This is a genomic window from Microbulbifer mixtoriginis (SeqCode) (assembly GCF_052467235.1).
Map to the genome: position 1 here is coordinate 2,963,347 of NZ_CP174305.1, position 25,238 is coordinate 2,988,584.

Annotated in this window: 21 protein-coding genes; 5 read left to right on the forward strand and 16 right to left on the reverse strand. The window is 47.8% G+C overall.

The annotated features are described in order from the left end of the window. Window positions 1–170: 170 nt before the first annotated feature. From ACJJIO_RS13035 to ACJJIO_RS13100, 14 genes are all read right to left on the reverse strand, one after another. A complete protein-coding gene (locus tag ACJJIO_RS13035) occupies window positions 171–1,802 on the reverse strand; it encodes a long-chain-fatty-acid--CoA ligase (protein WP_444908697.1) in 1,632 nt (543 codons plus the stop codon). A 347-nt stretch (window positions 1,803–2,149) separates the two neighbouring features. After that, the gene (locus ACJJIO_RS13040; protein ID WP_444908698.1) at window positions 2,150–3,610 is read right to left on the reverse strand and encodes a M48 family metalloprotease; all 1,461 of its coding nucleotides are present in this window, start codon (window positions 3,608–3,610) and stop codon (window positions 2,150–2,152) included. 28 nt (window positions 3,611–3,638) lie between these two features. Continuing rightward, entirely contained in the window at window positions 3,639–4,301 is a 663-nt protein-coding gene (locus tag ACJJIO_RS13045; RefSeq protein WP_444899086.1) for a hypothetical protein, read from the reverse strand. A gap of 11 nt (window positions 4,302–4,312) precedes the next feature. Then, a complete protein-coding gene (locus tag ACJJIO_RS13050; RefSeq protein ID WP_444908699.1) occupies window positions 4,313–4,981 on the reverse strand; it encodes a hypothetical protein in 669 nt (222 codons plus the stop codon). A gap of 23 nt (window positions 4,982–5,004) precedes the next feature. Continuing rightward, a complete protein-coding gene (locus tag ACJJIO_RS13055) occupies window positions 5,005–6,009 on the reverse strand; it encodes a VWA domain-containing protein (protein WP_252084568.1) in 1,005 nt (334 codons plus the stop codon). Next, entirely contained in the window at window positions 6,006–7,088 is a 1,083-nt protein-coding gene (locus ACJJIO_RS13060; RefSeq protein ID WP_444908700.1) for a VWA domain-containing protein, read from the reverse strand. Before ACJJIO_RS13060 ends, ACJJIO_RS13055 begins: the two co-directional genes overlap by 4 nt. Beyond that, window positions 7,078–8,382 (reverse strand): hypothetical protein, encoded by a 1,305-nt coding sequence (locus ACJJIO_RS13065; protein WP_252084570.1) that lies wholly within the window; start codon window positions 8,380–8,382, stop codon window positions 7,078–7,080. Before ACJJIO_RS13065 ends, ACJJIO_RS13060 begins: the two co-directional genes overlap by 11 nt. A 47-nt stretch (window positions 8,383–8,429) precedes the next feature. Beyond that, a complete protein-coding gene (locus tag ACJJIO_RS13070; protein ID WP_252084571.1) occupies window positions 8,430–9,224 on the reverse strand; it encodes a MotA/TolQ/ExbB proton channel family protein in 795 nt (264 codons plus the stop codon). 25 nt (window positions 9,225–9,249) lie between these two features. Beyond that, window positions 9,250–9,456: a hypothetical protein gene (locus ACJJIO_RS13075; protein WP_444908701.1), complete on the reverse strand. Its 207-nt coding sequence runs from the start codon at window positions 9,454–9,456 to the stop codon at window positions 9,250–9,252. A gap of 13 nt (window positions 9,457–9,469) precedes the next feature. Beyond that, a complete protein-coding gene (locus tag ACJJIO_RS13080; protein WP_444908702.1) occupies window positions 9,470–11,560 on the reverse strand; it encodes a PEGA domain-containing protein in 2,091 nt (696 codons plus the stop codon). A gap of 275 nt (window positions 11,561–11,835) precedes the next feature. Continuing rightward, window positions 11,836–13,389, reverse strand: a complete 1,554-nt coding sequence (locus tag ACJJIO_RS13085; RefSeq protein ID WP_444908703.1) for a tetratricopeptide repeat protein — start codon at window positions 13,387–13,389, stop codon at window positions 11,836–11,838. A 95-nt stretch (window positions 13,390–13,484) separates the two neighbouring features. Continuing rightward, window positions 13,485–14,708 carry a hypothetical protein gene (locus tag ACJJIO_RS13090; RefSeq protein WP_444908704.1) on the reverse strand — a complete coding sequence of 408 codons (1,224 nt, stop codon included), beginning with the start codon at window positions 14,706–14,708 and terminating at the stop codon, window positions 13,485–13,487. A gap of 17 nt (window positions 14,709–14,725) precedes the next feature. Continuing rightward, window positions 14,726–15,913 carry a hypothetical protein gene (locus ACJJIO_RS13095; RefSeq protein ID WP_444908705.1) on the reverse strand — a complete coding sequence of 396 codons (1,188 nt, stop codon included), beginning with the start codon at window positions 15,911–15,913 and terminating at the stop codon, window positions 14,726–14,728. Window positions 15,914–16,079: 166 nt separating this feature from the next. Next, window positions 16,080–17,375: a tetratricopeptide repeat protein gene (locus ACJJIO_RS13100; RefSeq protein WP_252084577.1), complete on the reverse strand. Its 1,296-nt coding sequence runs from the start codon at window positions 17,373–17,375 to the stop codon at window positions 16,080–16,082. A gap of 586 nt (window positions 17,376–17,961) precedes the next feature. Between ACJJIO_RS13100 and ACJJIO_RS13105 the strand changes: the two genes are divergently transcribed. The 3 genes from ACJJIO_RS13105 (at window position 17,962) to ACJJIO_RS13115 (ending at window position 21,118) form a co-directional block, all read left to right on the forward strand. Further along, the gene (locus ACJJIO_RS13105; protein WP_444908706.1) at window positions 17,962–19,029 is read left to right on the forward strand and encodes a branched-chain amino acid aminotransferase; all 1,068 of its coding nucleotides are present in this window, start codon (window positions 17,962–17,964) and stop codon (window positions 19,027–19,029) included. Between the two features lie 372 nt (window positions 19,030–19,401). Next, window positions 19,402–19,998 (forward strand): Yip1 family protein, encoded by a 597-nt coding sequence (locus ACJJIO_RS13110; RefSeq protein WP_252084579.1) that lies wholly within the window; start codon window positions 19,402–19,404, stop codon window positions 19,996–19,998. 184 nt (window positions 19,999–20,182) lie between these two features. After that, the gene (locus ACJJIO_RS13115) at window positions 20,183–21,118 is read left to right on the forward strand and encodes an alpha/beta hydrolase (RefSeq protein ID WP_444908707.1); all 936 of its coding nucleotides are present in this window, start codon (window positions 20,183–20,185) and stop codon (window positions 21,116–21,118) included. Between the two features lie 15 nt (window positions 21,119–21,133). On the opposite strand, the gene ACJJIO_RS13120 is transcribed toward ACJJIO_RS13115, so the two are convergent. Continuing rightward, on the reverse strand, window positions 21,134–21,619 hold the full coding sequence (locus tag ACJJIO_RS13120) for a hypothetical protein (protein ID WP_444908708.1): 486 nt from the start codon (window positions 21,617–21,619) through the stop codon (window positions 21,134–21,136). Window positions 21,620–21,875: 256 nt separating this feature from the next. On the opposite strand from ACJJIO_RS13120, the gene ACJJIO_RS13125 reads away from it, so the two are divergent. Beyond that, window positions 21,876–23,177, forward strand: coding sequence for a parallel beta-helix domain-containing protein (locus ACJJIO_RS13125; protein ID WP_444908709.1), 1,302 nt, complete (start codon window positions 21,876–21,878; stop codon window positions 23,175–23,177). Then, window positions 23,170–24,324, forward strand: coding sequence for an SO2930 family diheme c-type cytochrome (locus tag ACJJIO_RS13130; protein ID WP_444908710.1), 1,155 nt, complete (start codon window positions 23,170–23,172; stop codon window positions 24,322–24,324). The genes ACJJIO_RS13125 and ACJJIO_RS13130 overlap by 8 nt, the downstream gene beginning before the upstream one ends. Before the next feature lie 92 nt (window positions 24,325–24,416). Here the strand turns inward: ACJJIO_RS13130 and ACJJIO_RS13135 are convergent, their stop codons facing one another. Then, a complete protein-coding gene (locus ACJJIO_RS13135) occupies window positions 24,417–25,127 on the reverse strand; it encodes a TetR/AcrR family transcriptional regulator (RefSeq protein WP_252084584.1) in 711 nt (236 codons plus the stop codon). Between the last annotated feature and the right edge of the window lie 111 nt (window positions 25,128–25,238).

The following is a 25,238-nucleotide window of genomic DNA, read 5'->3' on the forward strand; positions in this document are numbered from 1 at the left end:
TGTGGGAAGCTTTCTAGCAAAAGAATATGACAGAGATATATCAATGCTAAAGTGGTTAAATATAGTGTGAACCATAGGGCATTTAGATTTGCTCAACGGTTTCAAGTGGCAAACCGGGCTTATTGCCCGGTTGAACTGGTTGCTAAGATGCTTGCCTTTCTGATGGCAATTTATACTGATACTTCTTGAGGCCAGAGGTGTTGTGCAAATTGCTGCCGCAAGTCTTTCTTGCTAATTTTTCCCGTAGCGGTATGGGGGATTTCTGAGGTGATAATACAGTCATCAGGAATCCACCATTTTGCGAAGCGCCCGTGAAAAGCGGCGAGAATCTGCTTGGCTTCGAGCTTTCCGTCGGTCTCTGGCACCACGATCAATAGTGGCCGTTCGGCCCATTTTTCATGAGCGACACCTATAACTGCTGCCTCGGCAACTCCATCAAGGGTTATAGCGAAATTTTCAAGCTCAATGGAAGATATCCATTCTCCCCCAGATTTAATCACATCCTTGGTTCGGTCGGTGATGGTCAGATAGCCTAAAGAGTCTATAGTGGCCACATCGCCGGTATCAAACCATCCGTCCACCGTGAGCGCAGACTCTTCGGCTTTATAGTAGCGTTCGCAAACCCAAGGGCCTCTTACCTGTAGTGTGCCAAAAGCAATACCATCGTGAGGAAGGGGGCTGCCGAGAGGGTCTACAATTCGCATTTCTACTCCAAACCCCGCACGGCCCTGCTTCAGGCGCAGGGCCTTGGCTTCATTCTTAGGTAAATATTCATCTATGCGGGCATTGTAGGTACCAAGTGGGCTCATCTCTGTCATACCCCAGGCATGATGGGTATAGACACCATGCTTTTCTTCAAACTCTTCCATGATACTCCAAGGGCAGGCAGAGCCGCCGACGACCACACGGTTCAAGCTAGAGACCTTTTCTCCACTTTCACGCAAATATTTGAGAAGTGCTAGCCAAACGGTGGGCACGCCAGCGGCGATGGTGACTGACTCTTGTTGTATAAGTCTACTAAGCGTTTCACCACAACCCATTTTAGGGCCTGGTAAAACTAACTTAGCGCCAACAGCAGGTGCCGCGTAGGGAATGGACCAAGCATTAACATGAAACATGGGCACTACGGGAAGGATGGCTTCATCGCGGCGTATGGCGAAGACATCGGGCATTAGTACCCCGTAGGTGTGCAGTGTCATTGCTCGGTGAGAGTAGAGGACTCCCTTAGGGTTCCCTGTGGTGCCGGAGGTATAACATAGAGCGGCGGCACTTTGCTCATTCAGTTCCGGCCAGTGGAAATCGCCAGAATGATTATCGAGAAGCTCTTCATAGCAGTAGTAATTATGTAGAGTGCTTTGGGGCATATGAGCCCTGTCGGTTAAAACGATGAAACCCTCTACGCTGTTGAGTCTATCAACCATTTTTTCAATAAGCGGAACAAACATTGGGTCGATAAACAGCCAGCGATCTTCGGCATGCTCGACAATATAATGAATTTGTTCAGGAAATAAGCGTGGATTGATGGTATGGCAAACAAATCCGCTACAGGAAGTCGCATAGTAGAGTTCAAAATGACGATGGTCATTCCAGGCCAGAGTGCCGATACGATCTCCATTGTTAGCTCCAAGTCTGGCTAGGGCCTGGGCAAGTTGGGCAGAGCGTTTAAAGGCCTCTTTGTAGGTGTAGCGAAACTGAGGATTATCCTTAGTAATGGAGACAATTTCACTATTGGGTGAATTACTCAAGGCGTGCTGCATGATACCGGTTAGGGTAAGTTGTGACTGCATCATCATGCCGTTCATTTAAAGCTCCTATTATTATGGTTTTTAGCACTTGATCTATATAGAGTTGTGCGGATCGATATTTATGCCTTGCTATGAATGAAGAATAAAAAGAATACATTGTGCTGTGCATAAGTTGTGAATATGTTTCTATGCACTTAATTAAAGTATCCATACACCACTGATGTTACTGGCATAGAGTGTTCTTCAATTGTGAGTAAGGTAGACCAATGGGTCTCTATGGAGAATGAAAAATTCTGCACGTATAGTGAATTCCGTAAGTTATTATTTAATTTTCCATACGGTATTTCTCAGGTATACAGAATATTGCTACAAATGCCAAGAATAATTCAAAGGTGGTAGCTTTTTTACTGGATTATTTTGATCCATTCACCGGGCTCTGGTTCGCCCCGAGGATAATAACCATTGAGAAGTCGCAGCTGTTCCTCAGCATATTCACCAATTTCCATGTGTCGTGCCAGGGAGGAAAAGGTAGTTTTTTCTGTGGCTTTTACGTAGCGCAGTCGTCTTATATCCTTCTCTACAATATCGGTTTCCCGCAAGGGTCTGAAACTGCGAATACTGGTTAAAAATAGTGTGTCATAATGTTCAAGATCATCCTTTTTCTGCGATGATGCATTGGCCACTTTACCTTCCAGCATAAATTGACGGCTGCCATAGTAGATAATTGCAACTCGATCTAGATCAATATTATTCTTTTCAAGTGGTGGGACTTTACCTGTGTGTCCCTCTAGTCGGTATTGATTTAGTTTTTCATCTTGTTCCAGCTTGCGTAAATCGTACTGCTCACGCAAGGCCATATCTGCGGGTTGATTCCCCTCACGCTTAGCGACCTTAATCGTAATTGTTGCTGATTGGTCAGGAGCTGTGCCTACGATGGAGGAGCGTTGATTGGCTACTGTCCAACCATCAGGAAACAGCAGTGAGAAGCCTAAACGTTTATGATTAAAACGATTTTTATTGGATTGCCTGGCATTATCACCGTAAACAAGACCATCAGTTTTTTCACGGTAATAGGCTACTTTAACATCCTTGCTCTCTTCAGGTAGGGTACCTGCGGCCTTGACTACTTCCTGTAGACGAATATCGTTGCGTGGGTGAGTAGAAAAAACGCCATGATATGTCTGCGGTTTTTTACCCTCCACACGCGCCCGTCTGCGGGCGAAGATTTCCTGATCTTTTAGTATGCCAATTACATTGAGCATTGCGGTGGGATCATAACCGGCTTTGAACATATACTGCGCACCAAAGCGGTCTGCCTCCAACTCCATTTCCCTCCCATAACCTTTCACCGCAGCAGTACTCCAGAGATTTGCTGCATCACCAACAACGCGGCTGCCTGTTACCAATACAGATAATACTGATGCGGCACTGGCACCAGTGGCAGCAGTTTTTTGACGAACGGCATGGCGTGCAGTGATATGGCCGATCTCATGGGCGAGCACAGCTGCCATTTCTGCTTCGGAGTGAAGGTAAGTCAGCAGGCCGCGATTGATATATACATAGCCTCCAGGTAGGGCAAAAGCGTTGATATCCTGGCTATCGATAATCGTGAAGTGATACTTGATGTCGGGCCTATCGCTGGCTGCCGCTACTTTTTGCCCTACGTGGTCAACATAGGCGGTGAGTACTGGATCCTGGTAGATAGGGGTGCTTTCGATCAGCTTTTCATGCATTTCTTTGCCGATAGAAATCTCTTTATCCTCGGACATCAAGACCAGATCGGGTCGGTTGGTGGCCGGGTTGAAAGCACATGCAGTACATATCAAGACCAATAAAAAGACATACCACCGAAAGAAATTTTGCATTAACCTTGCCTCCCTGCTTATTTATTGTTTAAGAACTGGTGCCTGCTGCGGGTACCAAAAATTGCTGTAGTTGCACGGCCATCCCTTTACAAGCATTGTTTTGTACCCGTGCGATCAGGGGGATTGGTATTACGATGGCGGGCATATAAGATGTGCCTTTGGCATCTGCGCTCAGCTTTCCGGACAGCTCTCGATCGCGAAAATCCCATACTGATGCTTCATAGTCAGATTCCTTATCCCAGGTACCGAAACCGAAACAACCAGCTCCGCCAGTACTGATCGTGCAGCTTATTGAGCCGGCACTGGCAGTGGTTTCTGTAGAGCCGTCTATCCAGACGATGTATTTCACCCCATAAGACTCCATACGTTCACGGACCTCTTTGTTTTCCATAAGGCGATCGAGTGAACGCACATGCATGGGGGCGGTTCTTGGCTCGAACCAGGGATACATAAGATCAACAAACTCTTTTTCGGGAATAATATTAACCCCCATCTCAGGGTTGTGTAATTCTCTGCCAACACAGTCGATAAGATTGGGTTCCGTTTCGTAATCACTGGAATGGCGGCGCCCTAATATCACCACGGAATCCCCAGCCGCAAGTTCACCATCGCTACGTCTGTATTCATCAATAACTACAGTGGTGCATCCGCTAAGGATGAGCAGGGATATAACAATTAATGGCTTGAACACGATGAAACCCTCTATTCAGCCTGTGGGGACTTTACTTTAAATTCCTGTAATGATGCAGATCTAATCCTGCCAGAGAGAAATGCCTGTAGCTCGGGAACCTTTTCGAAACCTGTATATAAGGTTGCACCTGCATCGCGAAGAGCAATATTGATTGCCTGGGTTAAGGCCTGCTCTTGGGACTGTAAAAAGGCGGTTGGTGTTTTACCGTAAGCAGTTATCACCCAGTTGGCAACTTGGTTTCCCTGGGAGTCATAGGCGTTCATATCATATTTGATCCACACCTCAAAAATATTGACTCTTGTTTCTCTGGGCATGGTGAACTGAAGTTCACGGACTTCCGGAACTATAACAAGCTCAACATTAGCGGGGACATCCTTAGGGTATTCAGAAAGTGAGATAGTATTGACAAACATAGAGCGGAGAACTGTTTCAAATAGATTTCCCTGTGCTCTGCCAGTATTTATTTTCCATTCCTCTCGGTCCTCACTATCCTCCTGATAGGTATAATTTTTGAAATCCTCGCTCAGATAGATACCCACTGAGAGTGGAAATTGATGACCTACAGGGGCGGGATAGTTTCCTTCAACCTGAACCGTATGGGAGCAGGCCGTAACCATTAGAGAGAGAAAAACCACAATCGCCAGATGAAATGTGGGTGTCTCCTTTATACTGTGCTTCATGCATGACTCCTGATAACAATCAGCTAGCGAAAATCATTAAGTCCAACAAAAGTGCCACCATTACGATAGGTTAGTTCTCTCATCAGAGCGGCAAAACGTAATCCGGTAGTTTGCAAATGCGGAGGCCTGGAAAACTGTATTGGGAACCCTACTGCGTGGATGCGAATATTGCGTTTTCCCTCTCCATGTTGGGCATTGACTCGATCCACAGCCAACATGACATTGCGAATTGATTTCCCTGTAAATTCATCACCTAGTACATAGATGCTAATTTTTTTACTGGGATCGTAGAAACTACGCACGGCTTTTTGTATGCCCTCTACAGGACTAGAGTTACTGAAAGGGTTCCATGTTTTTAATCGTTGGAGGATCGCCTGGCGACGTCCAGGGGTATCGGGGATCCACTTGTTGCGGTAATTGAAAAACATGTAATCCCCCATGTCATTCATTACCTGAATACCCTTGACGTTGGGATACAGGTCTAAAGTATTGACCATTTCCGCCATCATGCGGTCCCAACCATAGTTAAACATACTGCCGGAGGTGTCGATAATGAAAAGAATGTATTCACTGTCGACTGGTATACCACCTATGACATTATTTTTACGCTGGTAGTTTTCGCCGAGTAGGCGACGCATTTCTTCGGTCATCGTCTGAAGAGCGATAGTCAATTCACCCTTCAACTTGCCTTCCTGGCTTTGTCCTTCCGTTTTACTGGCATAGACGGCCTGCAGAGCTTGAAGTTCTCCACGTAGATTGGCAATGCGCTTGCGCTCAATGTCAATCTGCTCGCGCTTGGCGTTGAGGTCCCGGTTGAGGACGGTGGTTTCACCACGAATTTCTGCGATTTGTTCTTGAAGCTCTATAACCTGAGCCTCCAGATCTATCTCCGCTTCTTCCAATACAATGGGCTCGGCTGTTTTGGCAATCATTAACAGCAATACAATAGCGCCAAATCCACAGCAAATGACATCGAGAAAGGAGATGCTGAATTCTTCTTGGCGTTTTTTCTTTGAAGAACCAATCATGGCCAATCCCTTGATGGGGCGAGAAAAGATCCTTGAGTTTGCATGGCCAGTTTCCAGTATTCACTGGCCGCGAAAGGGTCGCCTTCCATTGGAGTGAGAATGATATTGATCGGAACATTCTTGGGAAGCACTTTAACCGCACGTTTGAATAAATTACGGCGTTCCCTACCTGAGACAGTGGCACTTCTGGGTGGCTTCATACCTTGTGTAGGCAGGCCATCGGTGATCAAAATAATGTTATCGGGTAAAGGTGTCATGGCGTGAATGGCATTGAATACCCTTTCTAAACTAGTGCCATTTTCTGGCACGATTTCATCCAATTGTTTGATTGCTTTATCCAACTGGTCACGATCATCTACATTGAGCCAGCGATCTTCCGTCCCGGTGATTGCGGCGCGAAAAGATGTATTGAAAGTATAGATCTGGTACTGACTGTCTGGTGGTAACTGGGCGGTGAGCCAGGAAACGGTATTGATGGCCCGACGCCATTTTTCTGTCTGACGTTTAACCCTTGATGACATATTGCGGGCGCGAATAACTTTGATAAGTTCATCACCGAGCATTGAAGCAGAGGCATCAAGTAAAATCAGGATGCGATTACCACCAAGTCGAAGCCCTGTAAGGTATTGACGGTCACCATCTCCACTATATTTGCGTACATTGTTACCGAGCTTCTTATTTTCTTCCTCTAAGTCCTTTTTGGCCTGTTCTAATTTTTTGAGTTTGTCTTGTAATCTTTTTATGTCTTCCTTTTCATTAATACTGTCCACTTCGGCAATATTGCCTTTTACCTCCTCTATTTGTTCGAGTATACGACGTGCAAGTCCTTGTGCCTCTGCGAGTTCATCGCTGACGATATCCAAGGTGTTGCGCGCCAATACAAGGTGCTCCTCCCCAATTTCAACTTCTTCTTGTAGCAGGTTGACTTCAGCGCTCAAGTCCTCAGTTTCTACTTCGATTTCGTGATCGGAGCCATGCTTAATAATTAGAAAAATCAGTGCAACCGCACCAAATCCACAGGACATGATGTCTAGAAAAGATAAGCTGAAGGTAGAAAAGCGACGCTGTTTACGTCTCATAACGTTCCACACTGATTGCAGTTATGACGTCATGGCGATCCGCAATTCCGATCTTATCTCCGGCGTTTAGGTTAACCGGTGCTGCAATTTCCTCACCGTTAAGCATCAGACGAATTCCCGCATCTACCCTTAATGCAAGACGCCCCGCATGGTTGGTAACCGTCGCTGCTGGGTGCTCAGGAGGGGTGGGAGTAACCTGAAATTTATCTTCGTGCCAGAAAACAAATAGTGGCTGTTGTGCGGCAAGGGCGCGATGGCCATATAAAAGATGTGTGGCTACGGCTTCTGAAGGTGCTTCTAAATGCAGGCTGATCTCACTTTCTGGGGCGGCTCTGACACTGCTCACTAATCGCAAAGCAGAGTCAGGACTGCGCAACTCTTTCCAGCGATTCTTAATAGATTGGGCAGTGCTGTCCCTGGATAGAAGGTGCATACGCTGGGCTATCTGCAGACCACCGGGAATTTCTGCCCAGCGATGGGATATAAAGCTCACACTGCCACTATCTGCAAGGTTTTCAATCATTGCCCGAACACGGGAAAGAATAGGAGCTGTAGCGTCCTGAAGTTGGCGCAAAGATATTTTTGCCGTACGATCATCTAACTCTGCAAGAACTTCCCCCTGACTCATTGCGCGGCTGACCCACTGGGGCATCAAATCATAGAGTTGCTGTTCGGATTCTGCAGAGTGCAGTGGATCAAAACGGCACTGCATAACGAAAGCATCCGTGAAAACTCTTGCCCAGGCCTCTTGAAAATGACATAGGCCTGCATCTGCAACACTCTCCGATGATTTTACGGTGGCTTGGTTATCCACCGAAATACGGGAAACGAGAGTTTGATGTAGTTGCAGTTCTACATGCATTTGCAATCCAGCGGGGGCCAAGTCACCAATAGCAGCACTGGCAGAGTCAACCAGGCCAACCACATTCATATTGCTTTCTTTAATAATCCCGAGTAACAGCGCTAATTGCTCGCGAGTAAAATTGCCTGGTACTGCTAGCACCAGTTCTTCGGGAAGATCACAGTGTTCGGATATTTCTTGTAAGTGGCAGTAGGCAAGATCGGCATGGTGGCGGCAGCGCTGGTTGGTTGATTTTAAAGATTCTAAACTCAGCCTTCGCCAAAACTGGTTGTTGACTTGGGTGGGGTGACTGCGGGCACGCATTTGCGCTGCGGTGCCTATGTGAATACGTCCCGGTTCAATTACCGCAATACCGGGGCTTTCCAGAACTTCCGTGGTATCGATAAAAACTCTTAAACCACAGTCATTGATTTCAAGGACACCTTGTCCCATGGAGTATTCCTCGCGGCGAATATCCGAGATGATAATTTTGAGTTCGGCTAGCTGATTTTGAGAAATCTCAGCAGGCGGTTATCGCAATAGTTCTGAGTATCCAAGACCAGTCTCTCTTGCATAAGCTGTAACTGATGGGTAAAAAACATAATGACAATGCTGATCACCAGGGCAATAAAAGTTGAGTTGAAGGCGACCCCAAGGCTTACGGTAACCCCGGCAATATCACCCTCTACTGCTTTATGGGCTTGAGAAAGTGCCTCGCCGATGCCGCGCACGGTTCCGATAAACCCGATCGAGGGAATTGCCCAAGTGATATAGCGCACCATTGCTAATTCCGAGTCGAGCCGATCGCCCTCTGTTTCGCATACTTCTTTTACCGAATTGGAAACTGCAGCCACATTTTTGGTAGAGCCGAATCTTTGTAGCGCGGTGAGCAGTGCTCTTGGCACGAGATAACTGCGCTCCTCTTCGGGTAGTGCTTGTATGGGACGGGACAGGTCGCGGGTGTCTTCGGGTAAGATAGGTGTGCCTTCGCTGATATTAAGAAGGGCTTTATCGAGCAGTTTGCGCTCGCGTATGCTGCGGTGTGCCTTTAGGCCCATGATTGCCATGGCCCACAGCATCAGTACAAAGCAAGCTTCCTGCTCGTAGTCTTTCATCACAATATAAATGGAACGTTGCTGAACATAGGTTTCTCCTGCTGCCTCCCGTGCAAGCTGTTCTTCTATCAAGGCATCTGCGTTAGGGCGAATGATGGCAACATAAATGGCGTGAACCAGGATAATAGATCCCAGCAGAGCAAATATCTGGAACACAAAGTCTGAGGATTTGAATTTCATGGTGGTGCCCTTGGCGGCTTCTCTTTTAAATATCCACAGGATAGGAAACAGATAAATCTTCAGAAATTTCTTCTGAAGACTTGTAATCATCTGAACGATTGCCCCTGCGTTTGTTTTTTTCTGTTTTCTCCTTGTTCGCCTGAGCAACGGTCATCTCATTGGTATCTTCTTTCTCCTGGGCAAATAAGTAAGAGGGTAAAAGAATGATGAGTATTAAAATGATCCTGAACATCTTCACTCCTTCTTTAATTAATCCAGCGCGCGACCCTAAATCCAATATCATTGCGGGGAGCTTCGCCATAATCACGGTAAGATAAACGCAGTTCGGTTAACCCTGAATGACGCCAGCTGGAGCCGCGAATTACATGGTAGTCGCCATCCTGTGGGCCAATCGGATTTTCTTCCAGGCGCGATGAGAGTCCGGTACCAATGGTATAGAGGTCGTGAATCCACTCAGAAACATTGCCACCCAAGTCGTATATACCAAGAGGATTTGGACCGTAACTGCCGACGGGAGCTGTGGCTGCATAGCGATCGCTATAGGTACGTAATACTGCCGGGACCAGCTTGGCAGCGTGGCTGTCGGCATAGTTACCAGAGTTGGCGCCGATAGGTAGCTCATTGCCCCAGGGGTATTTACGCATGGTGCCCTTATCATAGCGTGCCAACCAGGCCCATTCGGCTTCTGTGGGAAGACGATAGCCATCTGCCGCTGAATCAAACCCAACTATTTTGCCGCGCTCGGTTAGGTATACAGGGTTAAGACCTTCACGTTCACTGAGCCAGTTGCAAAATAAAGCCGCATCGGCCCAACTGACATTGACGACAGGCAGGTTGTCATTATCCAGGCTAACTCCATTCACATGCCTTGAGGTATGCATACGTTTAAAGCGTCTGAATTCTCCATTAGTGACTTCGGTGGCTCCGATATAAAAAGGACGATTTAGAGCGACTTGGCGCATCACCTCATTGGCACGGCGCCCTTGTTCACGTCGTGAGGATCCCATAGTGAATACAGCATTGGGGCGCATCAACTTCATGGTTCCATTCGCGCCATGTTGATAGGATGCCGGAACCTGCTGCCAGCGAGCCTGCTCTTTGGTCAACAATACTGCGCGTACCGTCTGCTCCAGCTTGTCGCTTGGGATTACTCTGGTATCAAATGCTTGGTAGCCATTCTTCCTCACTTCAATTTTGTGACTTTTCGTTGGGAGGTTGAATGACTGTCCGCTTTTACCCGCATATTGCCCATCAATATAAACCTCTGCATCAGTGGGTACACTCGTTACAAATACCCTACCGTACACGGCGTTTAAGTTAACGCTGAGATCCCGTTCCATTCCGGCGGAAAGGTCTATGGTGTGTACTACAGAGGCGTAACCTTCTTTAAAAAAGCGTAATCGATGAGCTTCTCCTGATGACAATTCAAGTTCAAGAGGAGTGTGTCCGCGGAACTCCCCATCAACAGTTACACTAGCGCCTTCGGGAATTGAAACAACTCGTAATAGTCCATCGGCTGGGCCCAGATTTACCGTGGGAAGGGCTTGGTCCACACCGGCGGTAACGGCTATTGGGACATCGACAGTTTTATGTTCTGGTAGGGAGATGGAGACAACCCTATCCCCTTGCACCAGCTCTGTATTGAGAGGTGTTGTGCCAAGAGTTTTTCCATTGGAGGTGACAGTGGCACCTGGGGGATTACTACTAATACGTATATTGGCCCAGGCTGGACGAAGTTTTGCTTGCAAGCGATGAGTGTTGTCGAGTCCCTCGACTTTGATTACTTGGGTATAGGGGAGATAACGATCGGAGAGAATTGTTACCCGAAGGGAACCTGGACGTATATTTTCCACCAGTCCGTTTGTATTGGGCACTTCACCGCCATTGATTATTATTTTGACTGGAACCGGGGGGTCTGTTTCAACTTGCAGATGGCCTGGCAGCTTATCCAGGGTCACTGCATGGCGGCTGTGCCCATCGCTGCCGACTTCAACCTCACCACTCTTGGATAAATAACCATCTGCACTGATGGTGTAACTGTAGTTGCCGGGAAGCACCAGATGTCCATCTCCCAGTGGCAGGGCAAAGCCATTAATATTGACTTTTGCATTGTTAGGCACGGTTTCAAATATGAGGGAGCGGGCGATGACTAAGTAGGTCAGCGCCAAGAGACTTAATAACAGGCAGGCCGCTACTACCAGTGCACGCTTGGACAGGAACAGGCGAGCACGGTTAGAGCTGACTTGAACCGGTGTGAAACCTATAGGTTCGATGAGAGGTGAGTCATCGACTACAGGCTCATTATCACGAACTGAGACCGCCTCTTTCACTGCCATTTACACTTCCCTATTGCTGTGTCGTTATGGAGTTATCGCAATAATCTGGCACCGATGAAATACGCGCTAAAGCGCAGCCGATACCAAGGCTGGGTTTGATGTTTTTTTGTGTGAAATAAAGCTTAGCTCGCTGCCACCGGAGGGTTGGCGATCAGCGAGCCGTTTGTCACAGAACACCTCTTTTCCTGTGAATGAATCTTCTGATTCATCTCAGGATTTGCCCCTTGCGAATATCTTCTTTATTGGATTTTCATCTCGCTCAGGGGTTCTTGTCTTCAGCTATTATTAGCGCCGTTTACTTTCTCTGCGCACTGAATGACCACTTCGGTGACAGGTTTTCCGGGTTTTACAATGAACTCACGCCGTACATCCCGATACCCATCGCGGGTACCAATGGCTGTGTAGCGACCGGGTTTTAAGGCGATTTCTCGTTGGTCAAAATTACCCAGACGTCCAACATGGTAAATCGTGACACTGGTACTACGATCGGATTTGAAACGAACGGGTAGAGGTATCAGAGCTTGGGTAAGCGCATTTTCTAGGTCTTCTATTTGCTGAACTAAGCGTGGTGTTTGACCGTTTACTTTACGTGCATCGGCTAAGACAGTGCGGGCAAAGTGGTTGCGCTTACCTTCACTAAGGGTAAGGGGGTCTTTGAGTAATTCTTGTAACTGATCATCTAATTTGGCCCTGGCAGAAGAGCGTGCCTTCCCCGTAACTGCAGCAACCAGGCTACTATCCTTTTTCAGCAAGGCCGTATAACTTTTAAGAGCATCACGCCAATCTTCTTTTTTTTCCTGTGAGCGTGCCAAGCTCAGTAGTTTATTAATTTTCTCCCGCTCCATACCATTTTTTGCCTGCTGTAGGCCGATGGTCGGTGCTTTAGCAGTAGGCTTTAATGCTTGCGCTTGATTGAAGAATTGTTTAGCGGATGTGTAATTTTTATCGGCAATCGCTGCGTAGCCAGAAGACATAGCCTTTTGGTAGTCTCTCTCAGTGATTTCTATTTCAACCTTTGCCAGTAATGCTTGAGCTTCAACAGTCTCAGGGTCAACCGAGAGTGATTGCTCAAGAGATGACTTAGCCTGGTCTAGGTCGGAATCGGAGTAGGCGTCTTTTGCCTGAATATATCTCCACCAGGCAGAGGGTAATTTATCGGTCCGCTCAAGTCCCTTGAGACCTCTTGGGTGATCTTTAGAGATAGTAAGTACTAGATTAAATGCATCTAGTGCAGAATCCTTATCCCCTATATCCAAAGCACGTTTACCCTCGCTAAGGTGTAACTCAATTCGCTCGGGAATACTGTCACGCAATGTCTCTAGTGCTTGTAAGGATTCCCAGTACTTTTCCAGGGCTTGCATGAATTGTCTTTTTCGATAAAGGCTATCAGCCTTTAGAGCTAGGTCTTCAGCGGAGTAGTAATCTTCGAATGCCCATAACTCAACTTGACGTTCTTGTAGCTCCTCTTTAAGGGCGAGAATATCTTGCAGAATTTTTTGCACATCCCTGCGTTGCTGCATGATTTCAGCATCGGAGTAGGGGGATGCGTGTGCCGGATCTTCCTCTGGTGTATTTATTGTTTTGGCAACAGCCATTTTATCGGTTTGTAATTTTGGAGTTTGCACAACTTGGGGAAGTCCCCAGAAAACCCCTACCAAGCCACTGAGCATTACTGCCCCCAGCAAAAAAGGCCAGTATGAATTTTCCCTTTCCGGCTTGTCAGTTTTAGGGCTGGTTTTCTTGGGGATGCGAGCTTCCTCACCGCCAAAGCTAAACTCTGCGGGCTCGATCGGAGTTGAATCTTCCTTGGTGTTATTGCGGTGCTGCATAGTGATTCCGCCGTTTTATTAAGTTACCCAGTGAAGATCTTGGGTGCTTGCTAAGGGTTAAAATCTGACCGGTTTACCTCGATAAGGTCTGCACTTCATATACTGGTTTCGGAAGACGCTGTTTCGGCTTCATAAATTTCTTTCAAGATTTCCCTCCACTGACGATATTGGTTCTCTACTGTGCCGCTCAGGGTGACGGTGCGATCTTCCAGTTCGACAATTTGTGGTTCGACTTCAGCCTCCATCGAGTCTCCCAATTCCTGCAGAGCTTCCAGATGCATCTTGGCATCTGCGCGACGATCAAAGCCGCTCTTAATTAAATAACCGCCAGCACCAATACCTACCTGTCCTGCAGCCTGGGCACTGCCTCCTCCTGCACCGGCTGCGGCGATACCGCCGATAATGGCCGCGGCTCCCATGATGGTGTGGTTGCGGGCTTTACGCTTGAGTTCGCGCATTTGCCGAACTTCCTCATAACTCCGTGCTCGCCACTCCTGGTAGGGTACTTCCATGGTTTTGGCAAAAGTGCCGTAATATTCCTGTAGTGTGTCCACAAATAGATAATCGCGCTCACGGATTTTTCGTACTCGCTGCAACATAGGATCATTTTCTGCAGGTAAAGCGCTCAGGTAGTAAATACCTTCCTGGCTTTGCTGCAGATAGCGCGTAAAGGCTTCGGGGGAAAAGCTCCTGGCGAAGCGCATCTCAGAGATAGTGCGGATTTCAGCAATCTGTTGATTGGATAGCCCTTGTCGATAATTCAACATGTCATTGGAAACCCGGTTATAGATTCCCTGAAAGGCATCTCCTTCAGTAGGGTGCTTACGATCATAGGCGTAGTGAGAAGCGTATTCCGAATATTCCTTGGTAAACCAGCGTTGACCACGGGAATCGGTAACGGTCACTTCCATGGTGAGAATTTCACCATCGGATTGGATTATTTTTCCAGAAACCGTTACATCAATATTGGTGCGGGCAGATGGGATAACTCTCACTGCCCCCCAACCCAGGCTGGACTGCAATGAGTCAGCCAGGGTGACTGCCATAAAGCGGGACTCAGCCTGGCGTAATTCGGGAAAGACCAGGGTGTCTTCGTCAACTTCAACAGTGTCTATACCGGGATCGAACTGGATAACGCCGACGTCCAGCAGGCGCTCTTCCGCAATATTTTTGTCCTCAATGGTGAGGGGGGTAAATGCAGTAGTTCGTACTTCGGTTGTGGTACATCCGCTAAGTAGTACTAGCAGTAACCCAGCAGTTATCAATGCGAGCCGAGCTGTAAATAAACAGCGATAGTTTTTTCGAGTTAAAAGTGCCATCTATGCGTCCTCTGTAACTACTTCGTCGCATTTTTATATTTTCGATACTCTTCCCAGAGCTTTTCCCGTAATTCAGGATCGGTCTCCCGTGTGGCGGCTTCACGAATTTGTCTTGCCACTACATCGTCATCGGTACCACTGGGAATATCTGCAGGCACCACTGGCTGTGAGCCGCTGTGGTTGTACTCCCCTTGGCGCCCCTTAGTGGGTAAACCGGGGCCTGTTACCTGGCCGCTGGAATTGTTTTGCTGTGGGCCCCCGCCGCTGGGTGCTCCGCTTCCGGGTGGAGGGGGGATTTCGGCTTCCGCAGATTCAATGAGATCTTCCAGTGATTCTCCCGGTGGCGCTTCATCCATTGCCTCTTCCTCGCCCTCTTTTGAAGCGGAACCAGGCCTGTTACGGACATAGTCCCGTTCACGCAGGATCATGCCGTCGTAGCTCACCATGGTGGATTCGAAGCGGCCCTCAAGCTCTGCGACTCTCTCCGCGGCTGTACTGGGAACTTCATTGGGCGCACTGCCAGCGCGAGTAGAGCCATTACTGGGTTGACCGTTGGTGGACGCATTGCTATTTGAGGCCGAACTACTCGACGAGGAGCTGTTCGAGGAAGAACTACTTGATGAGGAGCTGTTCGAGGAAGAACTACTTGATGAGGAGCTACTTGAAGCCGAAGCTGTTTGCTCCTCCTCGGAGAAGTCGATCTCATCCGGTGGGGTGCCGTCCTGGCTAGAAGAGGGATCTGGAGGCGTACGTCTTTCATCCGGAGATTGCTGTGAATCACTGTAGACAGGGGATGATGGAGAGCGATTGCGGGAATCTGCCTCCGGCATGCTATCACCTGCTGAGGGTTCACGGGAGGAACGTTGATTTTCACTGGAAGCTGTTCCGGACTTTTGTTGGGACTCTCGCTGTGCCGTTGGCATATTCGCGCTGGGTTGGCTCGAAGAACGACTACTGGGTTGCCCACCACTGCTACTGGACTGTGACTGGCTAGAGCTCTGTGAACTACTGCTAGAACTGCTGCTTGATGAGGCGCTGCTCTGAGACTGAGATTGCGAGCTGGAAGAGGGCATCGCCGGTGGTTGCGATTGGGTTTGCTGGCTTTTACATCCAGTAATCACTGTAGTCAGTACAACGACAGAGAACAGAGTGTGCCAGCTAATGCCCTGGCGGTGACTTTTTCGTACCGCTTTCCGAGTTGTCATCTCTTTTCTCCTAGAAGGGCTTGGCGTTATGCCGGGAGGCCGCGATCAATTCTGCGACTCCCCAGCTGCCCGGAAAATGGCTGGTGTGGAAATTTAAAAGTAGTTGTTATTTGATTATTTGCGCGCTCTCCACAACACATCACTCAGTGTCTTTTCAGTGAATCACTCAATCGAAAACAAAGCGCTGAACAATACCGCGTGTTGCTACCGCTTCACCATCTTCAAAGCGCGGCCGGAATTTGGCGCGTTTAAGTATGTTTCGGACTTTGGAGCGAATCTGTACTTTATCGGATGGGTAGGCTCTGAGGATTTTAATATTGCGTGCTTTGCCAAAGGCAGTGACATCGTAAGAAACAGTGATATGTGAGTTGGCCAGGGCTTTGCTTTCCGATTCCAAAATCGGCAGGGCAGGAAGTGCAATCGGGCGACCAAAAATATCCTCAATTTCATCGCTGGAGGCACCATTGTCCCACAGAGATTTATAAGCCTCTCCATAAGTGCGGCGCGCGGAATGCCATTTATTGAACATCATATACCAGTCGCCCAACTCGACTTTTGCTTTTGCAGATGCGGCCGGGGGTGATTGAGGGTTGCGCTGGTAGACATCGACGATTCGGGTAATCGCTTTTTTGCCAGTATTGAAGCTCTTCATTCGATAGTGATCTACCATACTGCGCTGACTTACATCGGGGCCGCCGCCAAAGCTGGTATTGACGACGAGCGGCGCCTGGGCCTCTCCTTTGTAATTGGCGAGATAGTAATTCGTTGCTTTCAGCCCGCGTAGTGCGTCCACTAGACGCAGATCGTTGGAGCCAAAATTTTTGCTGATGATATCGACCGCGAGGGTGTAGAGCTTGGTGGCGTTGATTAGGTGCTCGACCAGAGTCTCACCTTTCTTCTCAACATAAGACTGTAGGTGCCAGCGACTCAGGTTATTGATTACAGGCAACATCCGCGGATCTTTTTTACCGTAATTTTTTTCGTGCAACCAGTAGAGATACTGTTGGTTGTCGTTGGCTTCTTCCCATTGATTCAACGCAATCTGGCTTTCTATCAAGCGTTCAATCATCGGTATCTGACTGAGGGAATAGAGGCCCTCATTCACTCTATTAACTAACATTGCACGGCGGAATTCGGTGGCGGCTTCCTCATGGGCTCCAGCTTTCTGCAGTGCAGTGGCCAGGCCCAGCAGCTGTTCATCAATACCGATACCATAGGCACCATACTCAGCTTCAAGATCTTCAATGCGTTCACGGTAATATTCGACAGCCTCTGAGGGGCGCAGCTGTCTTCGGTTTTTTTTCAGCGGTTTGGAAGCGGCTTCAATAAAGGCCTGGGGAGGGCCTTTCGGATCTGGATTCGCAGTGGCGTCATCTGCGGCAATGGCGCCGTTACACAGCAGTGCTGTGGCTGTAAACATCAAGCCGATAGCAAGGCGATTGCAGGTATCTATCTGTGTCACGATTGAACCACTTCCATTCCGGTTTACTTTGCCCACAGCTGTGCAATAGGCCTTAGCCATCACGCAGGGGTGTGGATCTCGTCTCCGCCCGATCGCCGGAAAACCGACAGATACGGTGGAAGCTCTCTCCTGAAATGTGGTTCTGTTACAACTCTGAAGGCACGTCTTTTTTACTCATAGCCGCTCAGAGAAGCCGCATCCGGAGGCTTATTTTTGCGCTCCTGGCTGCGTATTAAACAGTATAGCCAGCACAGTCTGTCATCAGAGGGATTGTGACGGAGACTTCAACCAACCGGTGAATAGGTTACCGGGATGCCTGCGGGCACTCTTTCGGTTTAGCAGCTGGGGAGAAATAGCAGTGCCGAAGGTCGGCAAGTAAGTGCCAAAAATTTTTAGAGTAAATTTAAGTGACTACTCGATGGCTCTGCGCTGCAGGGGTAAGAACAGGAGTATTTGGATTTTCATCCTATATGAATAGGTTTGATTAGGTGAAAACGGCTAAAGCCATGGGGTCTGTGGTCACTACATTTGGATTGCTGGCCGGCAGGCGCCATAATCAGCCGATTCGAATGAGAGGAGAGTGCCGGTGAGCATCAATATCGATCCCGAAGTGGCCGCAAGCCTGCGTGGATATGAAGTACCCGAGAGGCTGGGCTTCGGGACGGCAATGGCCCCTATAATGTTTCGTGCAGTTTATCAGGACGGTTGTTGGAGTCAGGGTGAGTTGATTCCCTATGCACCCTTGTCGATAGATCCTGCAGCAAAAGTGCTGCACTACGCTCAATCGTGTTTTGAAGGAATGAAGGCCTACCGGACCCAGGCTGGTGGTATTGCTCTATTCCGTCCCGAGAAAAATGCTGAGCGAATGGCCTATTCTGCCAAACGCTTGTGTATGCCCCCGGTGCCAGAATCCCTGTTTCTCGATGCCGTGCGTACTGTTGCTTCCTATTGTGCCAACCTGGTACCCGGTAATAGCGGCGAGTCTCTCTACTTGCGGCCGTTTCTGATTGGCACCCAGGCGGACCTTACCGTATCTGCTAGCAGCTCTTATGAGTTCTATGTGATTGCCAGTCCCTCAGAGGCTTACCACTCCGGTAGCATGCGTCTTTGGGTGGAGAGGGAAGATGCACGCGCCGCAGTGGGTGGCACAGGGGATGCCAAGGTTGGCGGTAACTACGCGGCCTCTCTATTGAGCGTAGGGCGGCTCAAGGAGCGCGGTTATGATCAGTCTCTATGGCTCAATCCGTCTGACCGAAACAGCGTAGATGAACTCTCTGGCATGAACTTCTTTGCGGTAATTGAAGGGACATTGCATACGCCAGCACTGACCGGCTCCATCTTGGAGGGTATTACCCGTTATTCACTATTGGAGCTGGCCGAAAGCCTGGGCTACCAGGTCGTAGAGGAGTCCATTCCGGTTGATCGATTACTCAGCCAGATAGCTTCTGGCAGCTGCACAGAGGCTTTTGCCTGCGGTACTGCTGCTATTATCAGCCCTATTAGCGTTATTGGTGATGCAGAGCATTGCTATGAGCTGCAGCAGGCTCCAGGTCCTGTGGCCGAAGCTTTACGTCAGGCGCTTCTGGATATTCAAGAGGGGCGGACAGAGGACCGCTTTGGCTGGATGCAGACTGTTGAACCTGCGAGCTTCTGAGCTTATCTAAATAATTAAAAGTAACCGGCTGTGGGTTGGTGGCTGGTTACTTTTTTAATTAGCGAAATTAGCATGGCAGCATTTGATTTTTCTCTACTTCTGCCTCTTTCCCTTTAGTCTGGGGTTGTTTGGTATCACCTCACGCTTTAAAAATGTTTCCGCGAGAAACGTGCATGTAAGCATTCCCGCCAATCTCTTTTCTACGGTTGACTTGAACGACTGTTGCTCCTACAAGTAACTCGATACAAGAAGAAACGCACTGGAGCTTTTGGGGTGGCCTTTTGGTAGTACCTTCATATTGACCGGCAGTTCCAAGATCAATTTGACTAGATAGGTCGCACTCAGAGTTCCCTAGAACCTGAGGAAAACAGAATGTTGACCCATATGTTCGGCCTGATGCTCCAACCTCGCAAGCAGTGGGAGTTGATTAGCTGCCTCCCCGAGAAAAAACTTCGCCGACAAATCTCCTACGTTATTATTTTGGCACTATTCCCTGCAATCGCCTGGTATTTTGGCACTACTCAGGTGGGTTGGAGTATCGGCAATGGGAATCCGGTAAGAATAACCGGCCAGAGTGCGTTGGAATTGGTAGCGGTTTTCTATTGTACGATGGTATTGGCGGTTGTCTCAATTGGTTACTTAATTCACTGGATGGCGAGAACCTATGGTGCAGAAACGCACCCGATGAAAGGTGTAGTCGTGGCAGGGTTTACAGCGACTCCAATATTTTTGGCAGGTATTGCGGGAATCTATCCAGTGTTGTGGTTGGATATTTTGTTGGCAACTGTGGCGGTAGCTTATGCGGTGTATCTACTTTACCTGGGGATTCCTATTGTTATGGGTGTCTCAGAGGAGCGAGGATTTCTTTTTGCCAGTGCAATTATTACTGTTTCCCTGGTTATCGCTGTAATAATTATGGTAGGCACGGTATTGTTCTGGAGCTATGTGTCCGCTCCTGTTTTCCACTGATTTTATTTTTCACAGATCACTACCTGTGAATTTTTGTGTTTATCTGCCAGTCGGTTTTACTTGAGCCGGCTGGCTTACCCCTTCATTTATCAGCTTGTCTTGAATCTATTTTATCTCAACTCAATTGTAATATTCCTTTTTGCACCAAAACACTATGGGTGCTGTTACTCTTTGGAGGTCTCTTTTGAGGAAAGTAAATCCGAACCTCTCTGAATTTCTCAGAGTATGCAATGAGTTGTTATCAGAGCGTACAGCCAAAGGTCATGCCTTTAGTGTTATCGACTCTCGCGAGAGGTCGGAAAGGATAATACAGGAATATGTTACAGACATCCCGGACATTGACCAGGTGATAGATGATGAAATCTATACCAGTGGATACAATGTCCCTGTGAGGATGTTTAACCCTAATTCGAGCTTGGCACTACCGGTTCTTTTATATCTGCACGGGGGTGGTCATATGCTGGATAGTGTTAAAGCCTATGACCCTATTTGTCGTAAAATGGCGATAGCTACACAGCATATTGTGGTGGCACCAGAATATCGGCTTGCTCCAGAAAATCCTTATCCAGCCAATATTGAAGATACTTGCGCTGTAGCTCGTGGAGTTTGGGCGAGCCTTTCCCGACACAAGATCGACTATCAAAAGTTACTCTCAGTAGCGGGAGACTCTGCAGGTGGTTCTTTATCGGCAACTTTGTCGCATATAGCACAATTTGACACTGGCATTTATATAGACAAACAAATTCTCATTTATCCTTGTGTTGACTATACGGCAGGCTGTCAATCTTACCAAAAATACGGGAAAGGATATTTTCTAGAAGCTGAGAAATGTTACTGGTTCTTTGAAAAATATTTCCGGGATGGCCAGTGTAGAAAGTCGGCATCTCCACTTTATATGGATTTTACTCAAAGGCTGCCAAAAACTCTGGTGATAACAGCAGAGTTTTGCCCCTTGTGTGATGAGGGTAAACTTTACTTTGAGAGGGTGAGGTCAGTTGGTGTGCACGCTGAATATATACACTTTGAGGGTGTTATACATGGATTTTTAAATGTTGAAGATTTGCTCAAAGATATTTGTGCAGATGCTTATGAAAAAATAGGTAGGTTTCTGAACAGCTAAATTATTGTAAATTCTTCAGCCAGGCTTGTAATGGTACTTAAGAATATAGCCATTGCTGAGCTCCAATTGCTCAGAAGCTTCTTTTCCAATAGTGAGTTCAATTTCAGTGATCGCATTGATTATCTGTGTGGGCTCGACATCAATGCATTGAATACTCATTGAATAAATGGCACCTTCTTTACTGTCAACAGAATATTCAATAACTTGCAGAAAAAGACTACCTGTCCCATATAAGATTTTAATGCCGGGGCCCTTTAATAGGGGGATAGTATATTTTACAGCCCCCCAGGGGCCATCGCAGCGAATTGCCTGGTACTCCGAGGGCGCTGTTTGGGCAGATGTAGACTTAGATTCCTTACTTAGGGTTAATTTACTCAATATCTGTCGAGTATGAAACTGCCATCCCTCTGGGGTTGTAATCTCAATCTTTAAAGTCGGTTGAGCAAGCACCTGAAAACTTAGAAGGGCAAATGGCATTAAAATCAACTTACGAAATTCCATCTTGATTGCGATTCCTTAGGGAATGTGGGGTACGGGCAAACGTGCTTTCAATAATTGGTTGCATGAAGCGCCAAGCTGGTACCCTATATGTTTTCTAGTCTTTCAAATAATAATAGTGTCTTGAAGGGTATCTAGGGGTCAGATAGTATGCAGAAGCTTGCCTAGCAAGTTTTTTTGCGCGACTTAATTGGTACATTCGTACCTACCAAAGCCAGATGTAGTAGCTACAAACAATAATTCAAACAAAGGGTGAAGCATGAAGACCTTGTCCTACATCGGGGTGGCTCTCACGTTATTACTAGTCTCCGCCTGCGGAGAGAAGAAAGCCCCTCAATCAAATCCTGCAACTAATGACGTTGATTTTCAGAAAAAACTGTTGAGGCAACTTATTGCTGCTAAGCCAGGTGATGTCATTATTGTTCCTGAAGGGGAATTTCAGATTGATCGTAGTCTTTCTCTAAATGTTGATGATGTCACTATTCGTGGTATGGGAATGGATAAATCTATCCTCTCATTTAAAAGTCAAATTCAAGGGGCTGAGGGACTGTTGGTCAATGCCAACGATTTCACGATAGAAAACTTGGCAATAGAGGATACGGTGGGTGATGCCTTAAAAATTAATGAAGGGCAAAACATTATTATTCGTAATATTCGTGTTGAGTGGACTAATGGTCCATCTACAGAAAATGGTGCCTATGGAATTTATCCGGTGCAGACACGAAACACCTTGGTGGAAGGTTCAGTAGCTATTGGCGCCTCAGATGCTGGCATTTATGTCGGTCAGTCTCGCAATGTGATTGTGCGAAACAATCGCGCTGAGTTTAATGTGGCGGGCATCGAAATAGAAAATACTATCGGTGCTGATGTGTATGGTAATGTGGCAACCAATAATACGGGGGGTATTCTGGTTTTTAATATGCCAAATTTGCCTCAGCCTGGGCATAGTACGCGTATTTATGATAACGATATATTTAAAAACAATGTAAAAAACTTTGGGCATGAAGGAACCCCTGTGGCTGCAGTTCCTGCAGGATCGGGTATCGTGATTAATTCCAATGATCAGGTTGAGATATTTGATAACAAGATTGCGGATAATGATACTGCTAATATTATCGTGAGTAGCTACTTTACTGCGGGTTATTACAGCGATAAGTCGACTCAGGCAGACTTCGATCCATATCCGGAAGGTATTTATATCTATAACAATCACTTTGCAGGAGGTGGTTCATCACCAGACCACTTGGAACTTAAGGCGCTAAAGTTAGCGCGTTTTGGACTGGGTGGAAGCTTGCCCGATGTACTTTGGGATGGTGTTGTGGATAGCAAGAAAATGTTTGAGGGCGCCCTGCCAGACCACCTTCGGCTATGCATTGACAACACGGATGTGGGCATATTGAATATTGATTTCCAAAATAACTATCAGAATATTTCCACAGATATTTCTGCTCATCAGTGCCGTCTGAAAAAGCTACCAGAGGTCGTTTTGAAATTTGACCGGCCAGATAAAGAAAAAAACGCGGGAGATCATTTGGCTGTCTTGGAGGGGGGGAATGAATAAGTGGAAATGTTTGGTGGGCTCTTTCCTTCTCCTTATTGCTACATTAATGGTCACCCTTAGTGGCTGCGAGAAAGCCCAAGCCCCAGTTCAATTATTCGCTGAAGATGCTATTCCTGAGAGGCTTAGTGACTGGAATCTGGTCAATATTATTGATAACGGTTTGATCCCCAACGCAGGTGTGCTGCCGTACGATTTAAATACTGGGCTTTTTACCGATTACGCCCATAAACTGCGAACCGTGTGGATGCCCGCCGGCACCTCGGCAGAGTATGGCGAGGAGCAGTTTGAGTATCCGGTGGGCACGGTACTTACCAAGACTTTTTACTATCCAAGAGGAGAGGGTGATACAGTTCTGCGCACCGATAATTTTACTCGGGACTACCTTGAGGGGCGCAGTGGAGAAGCTTTGGATATGCGGGCTGTGCGCTTGATTGAGACCCGTCTGTTAGTAAAACGTCAGAGGGGCTGGCAGGCGATCCCCTATATTTGGAATGCGGCTCAAACTGAAGCCGTTTATGAAATCGCTGGTGATACCACACATTTTAAACTGGTGAACGACTCTGGGGATGTCTCAGAATTTACTTATGTGGTGCCCGATGCCAATCAATGCGCCGGTTGCCATGCTGACAACTTTACTGGAAAGAAGATTTCTCCACTCGGCCCGAGAGCAAGACACTTAAATCGAGATTTTACCTATCTTAGTGGAACAGAGAATCAGTTATCCCACTGGCAGAAAGTGGGATATCTCAAAGGGCTTCCCGCGCTGATATCACTACCAAGCCAGGCTAGTTATGCAGATACTTCAAAATCGCTAGAAGATAGAGCTCGCGCTTACCTCGATATCAACTGCGGTCACTGTCATAACCCGGCCGGTGCCGCTGACACATCGGGGCTGATGCTTCATCACAGTGAAACAGACTGGCGCAAGATGGGCCTGTGTAAACCACCAGTAGCGGCGGGTACTGGCAGTGGAGGACGGGTATTTGCCATAGTACCGGGAGAGCCGGATCACTCAATTTTGAATTTCCGTGTAGAGTCCAGCGATCCGGGCGCGATGATGCCGGAGTTAGGGCGAAGTTTGGTACATGAAGAGGGGGTGAGCTTACTACGCCAGTGGGTGGCGGCTATGTCGGGAAGCTGCTCATAGTGCAGTGAGTGATATCAGGCTGGCCACTTAAGGAAGAAGGCGGCACAGTGTTTGGGCACCGTGCCGCTAACCTGTGAGATAGTCTTTATATTTCAGCCGTATGCTGCGGTCTCGGCAACTTGGGTAGCTGTTGCAGGAATTAAGCCGCGAACCATCATGGTGACTGTGCGCTCAAGCAATGGGGAATCCAGTGCAATGGAGCCACTCAAAATTTCATATTCCAACTTGAGAATAGTGCCGTGAGCGATTTGCGCAGCGGCTTCTGGATCAACAACGCCCAGCAAGTGGAAGAATTCCTGAATTAGGGACTCTCTCGCATGGCTTGACATGCGTACCGCCCGCGTCAGTTGCTCGTTGCGCAGCGCCTCATTGCGGAAGGCCAACTCAACCAAACGGCGGTCACGATCTTCAGCCTGGTTGCGCACATGTGTGAGGATGAAGCGGGTGAGCTGCTGCACCAACAGTTTGTGACTACTACTCGATGCGCGCTCTTGTGAGGAGAGGTTGCGAGCCGCATTGAAACTTTCTTCTTGAAGTTGGCGTGTGCTTTCCAATCCCTGCTCAACGAAGTAAGTGAATGAATCACTGATCAGATCGTTGAGGTCTTTAAAATAGTAGGTAGTGGCGGCCAGTGGTACATTCGCTTCGCGAGCTACGGCGCGGTGGCGGATACCGCGAATCCCCTCTTTTACGATTAGTCGCAGGGTGGCCTCTAGGATGGCCTTGCGGCGCAGGCGGCTGTCGGCTCGCTGTGCGCGGCGGCCGTGATAGACCAGATCAGACTTTCCATTGTCTACAGTCATAGCAGTATCCCTGTTCTTTTTGTGTTGGCTCCGATCGCTCTAGCAAGCTGTTCGGTCGTGCCATTCTAGCCAAACGAATTCAAAAAGAGAGAATAAAGCTATTACATTCGA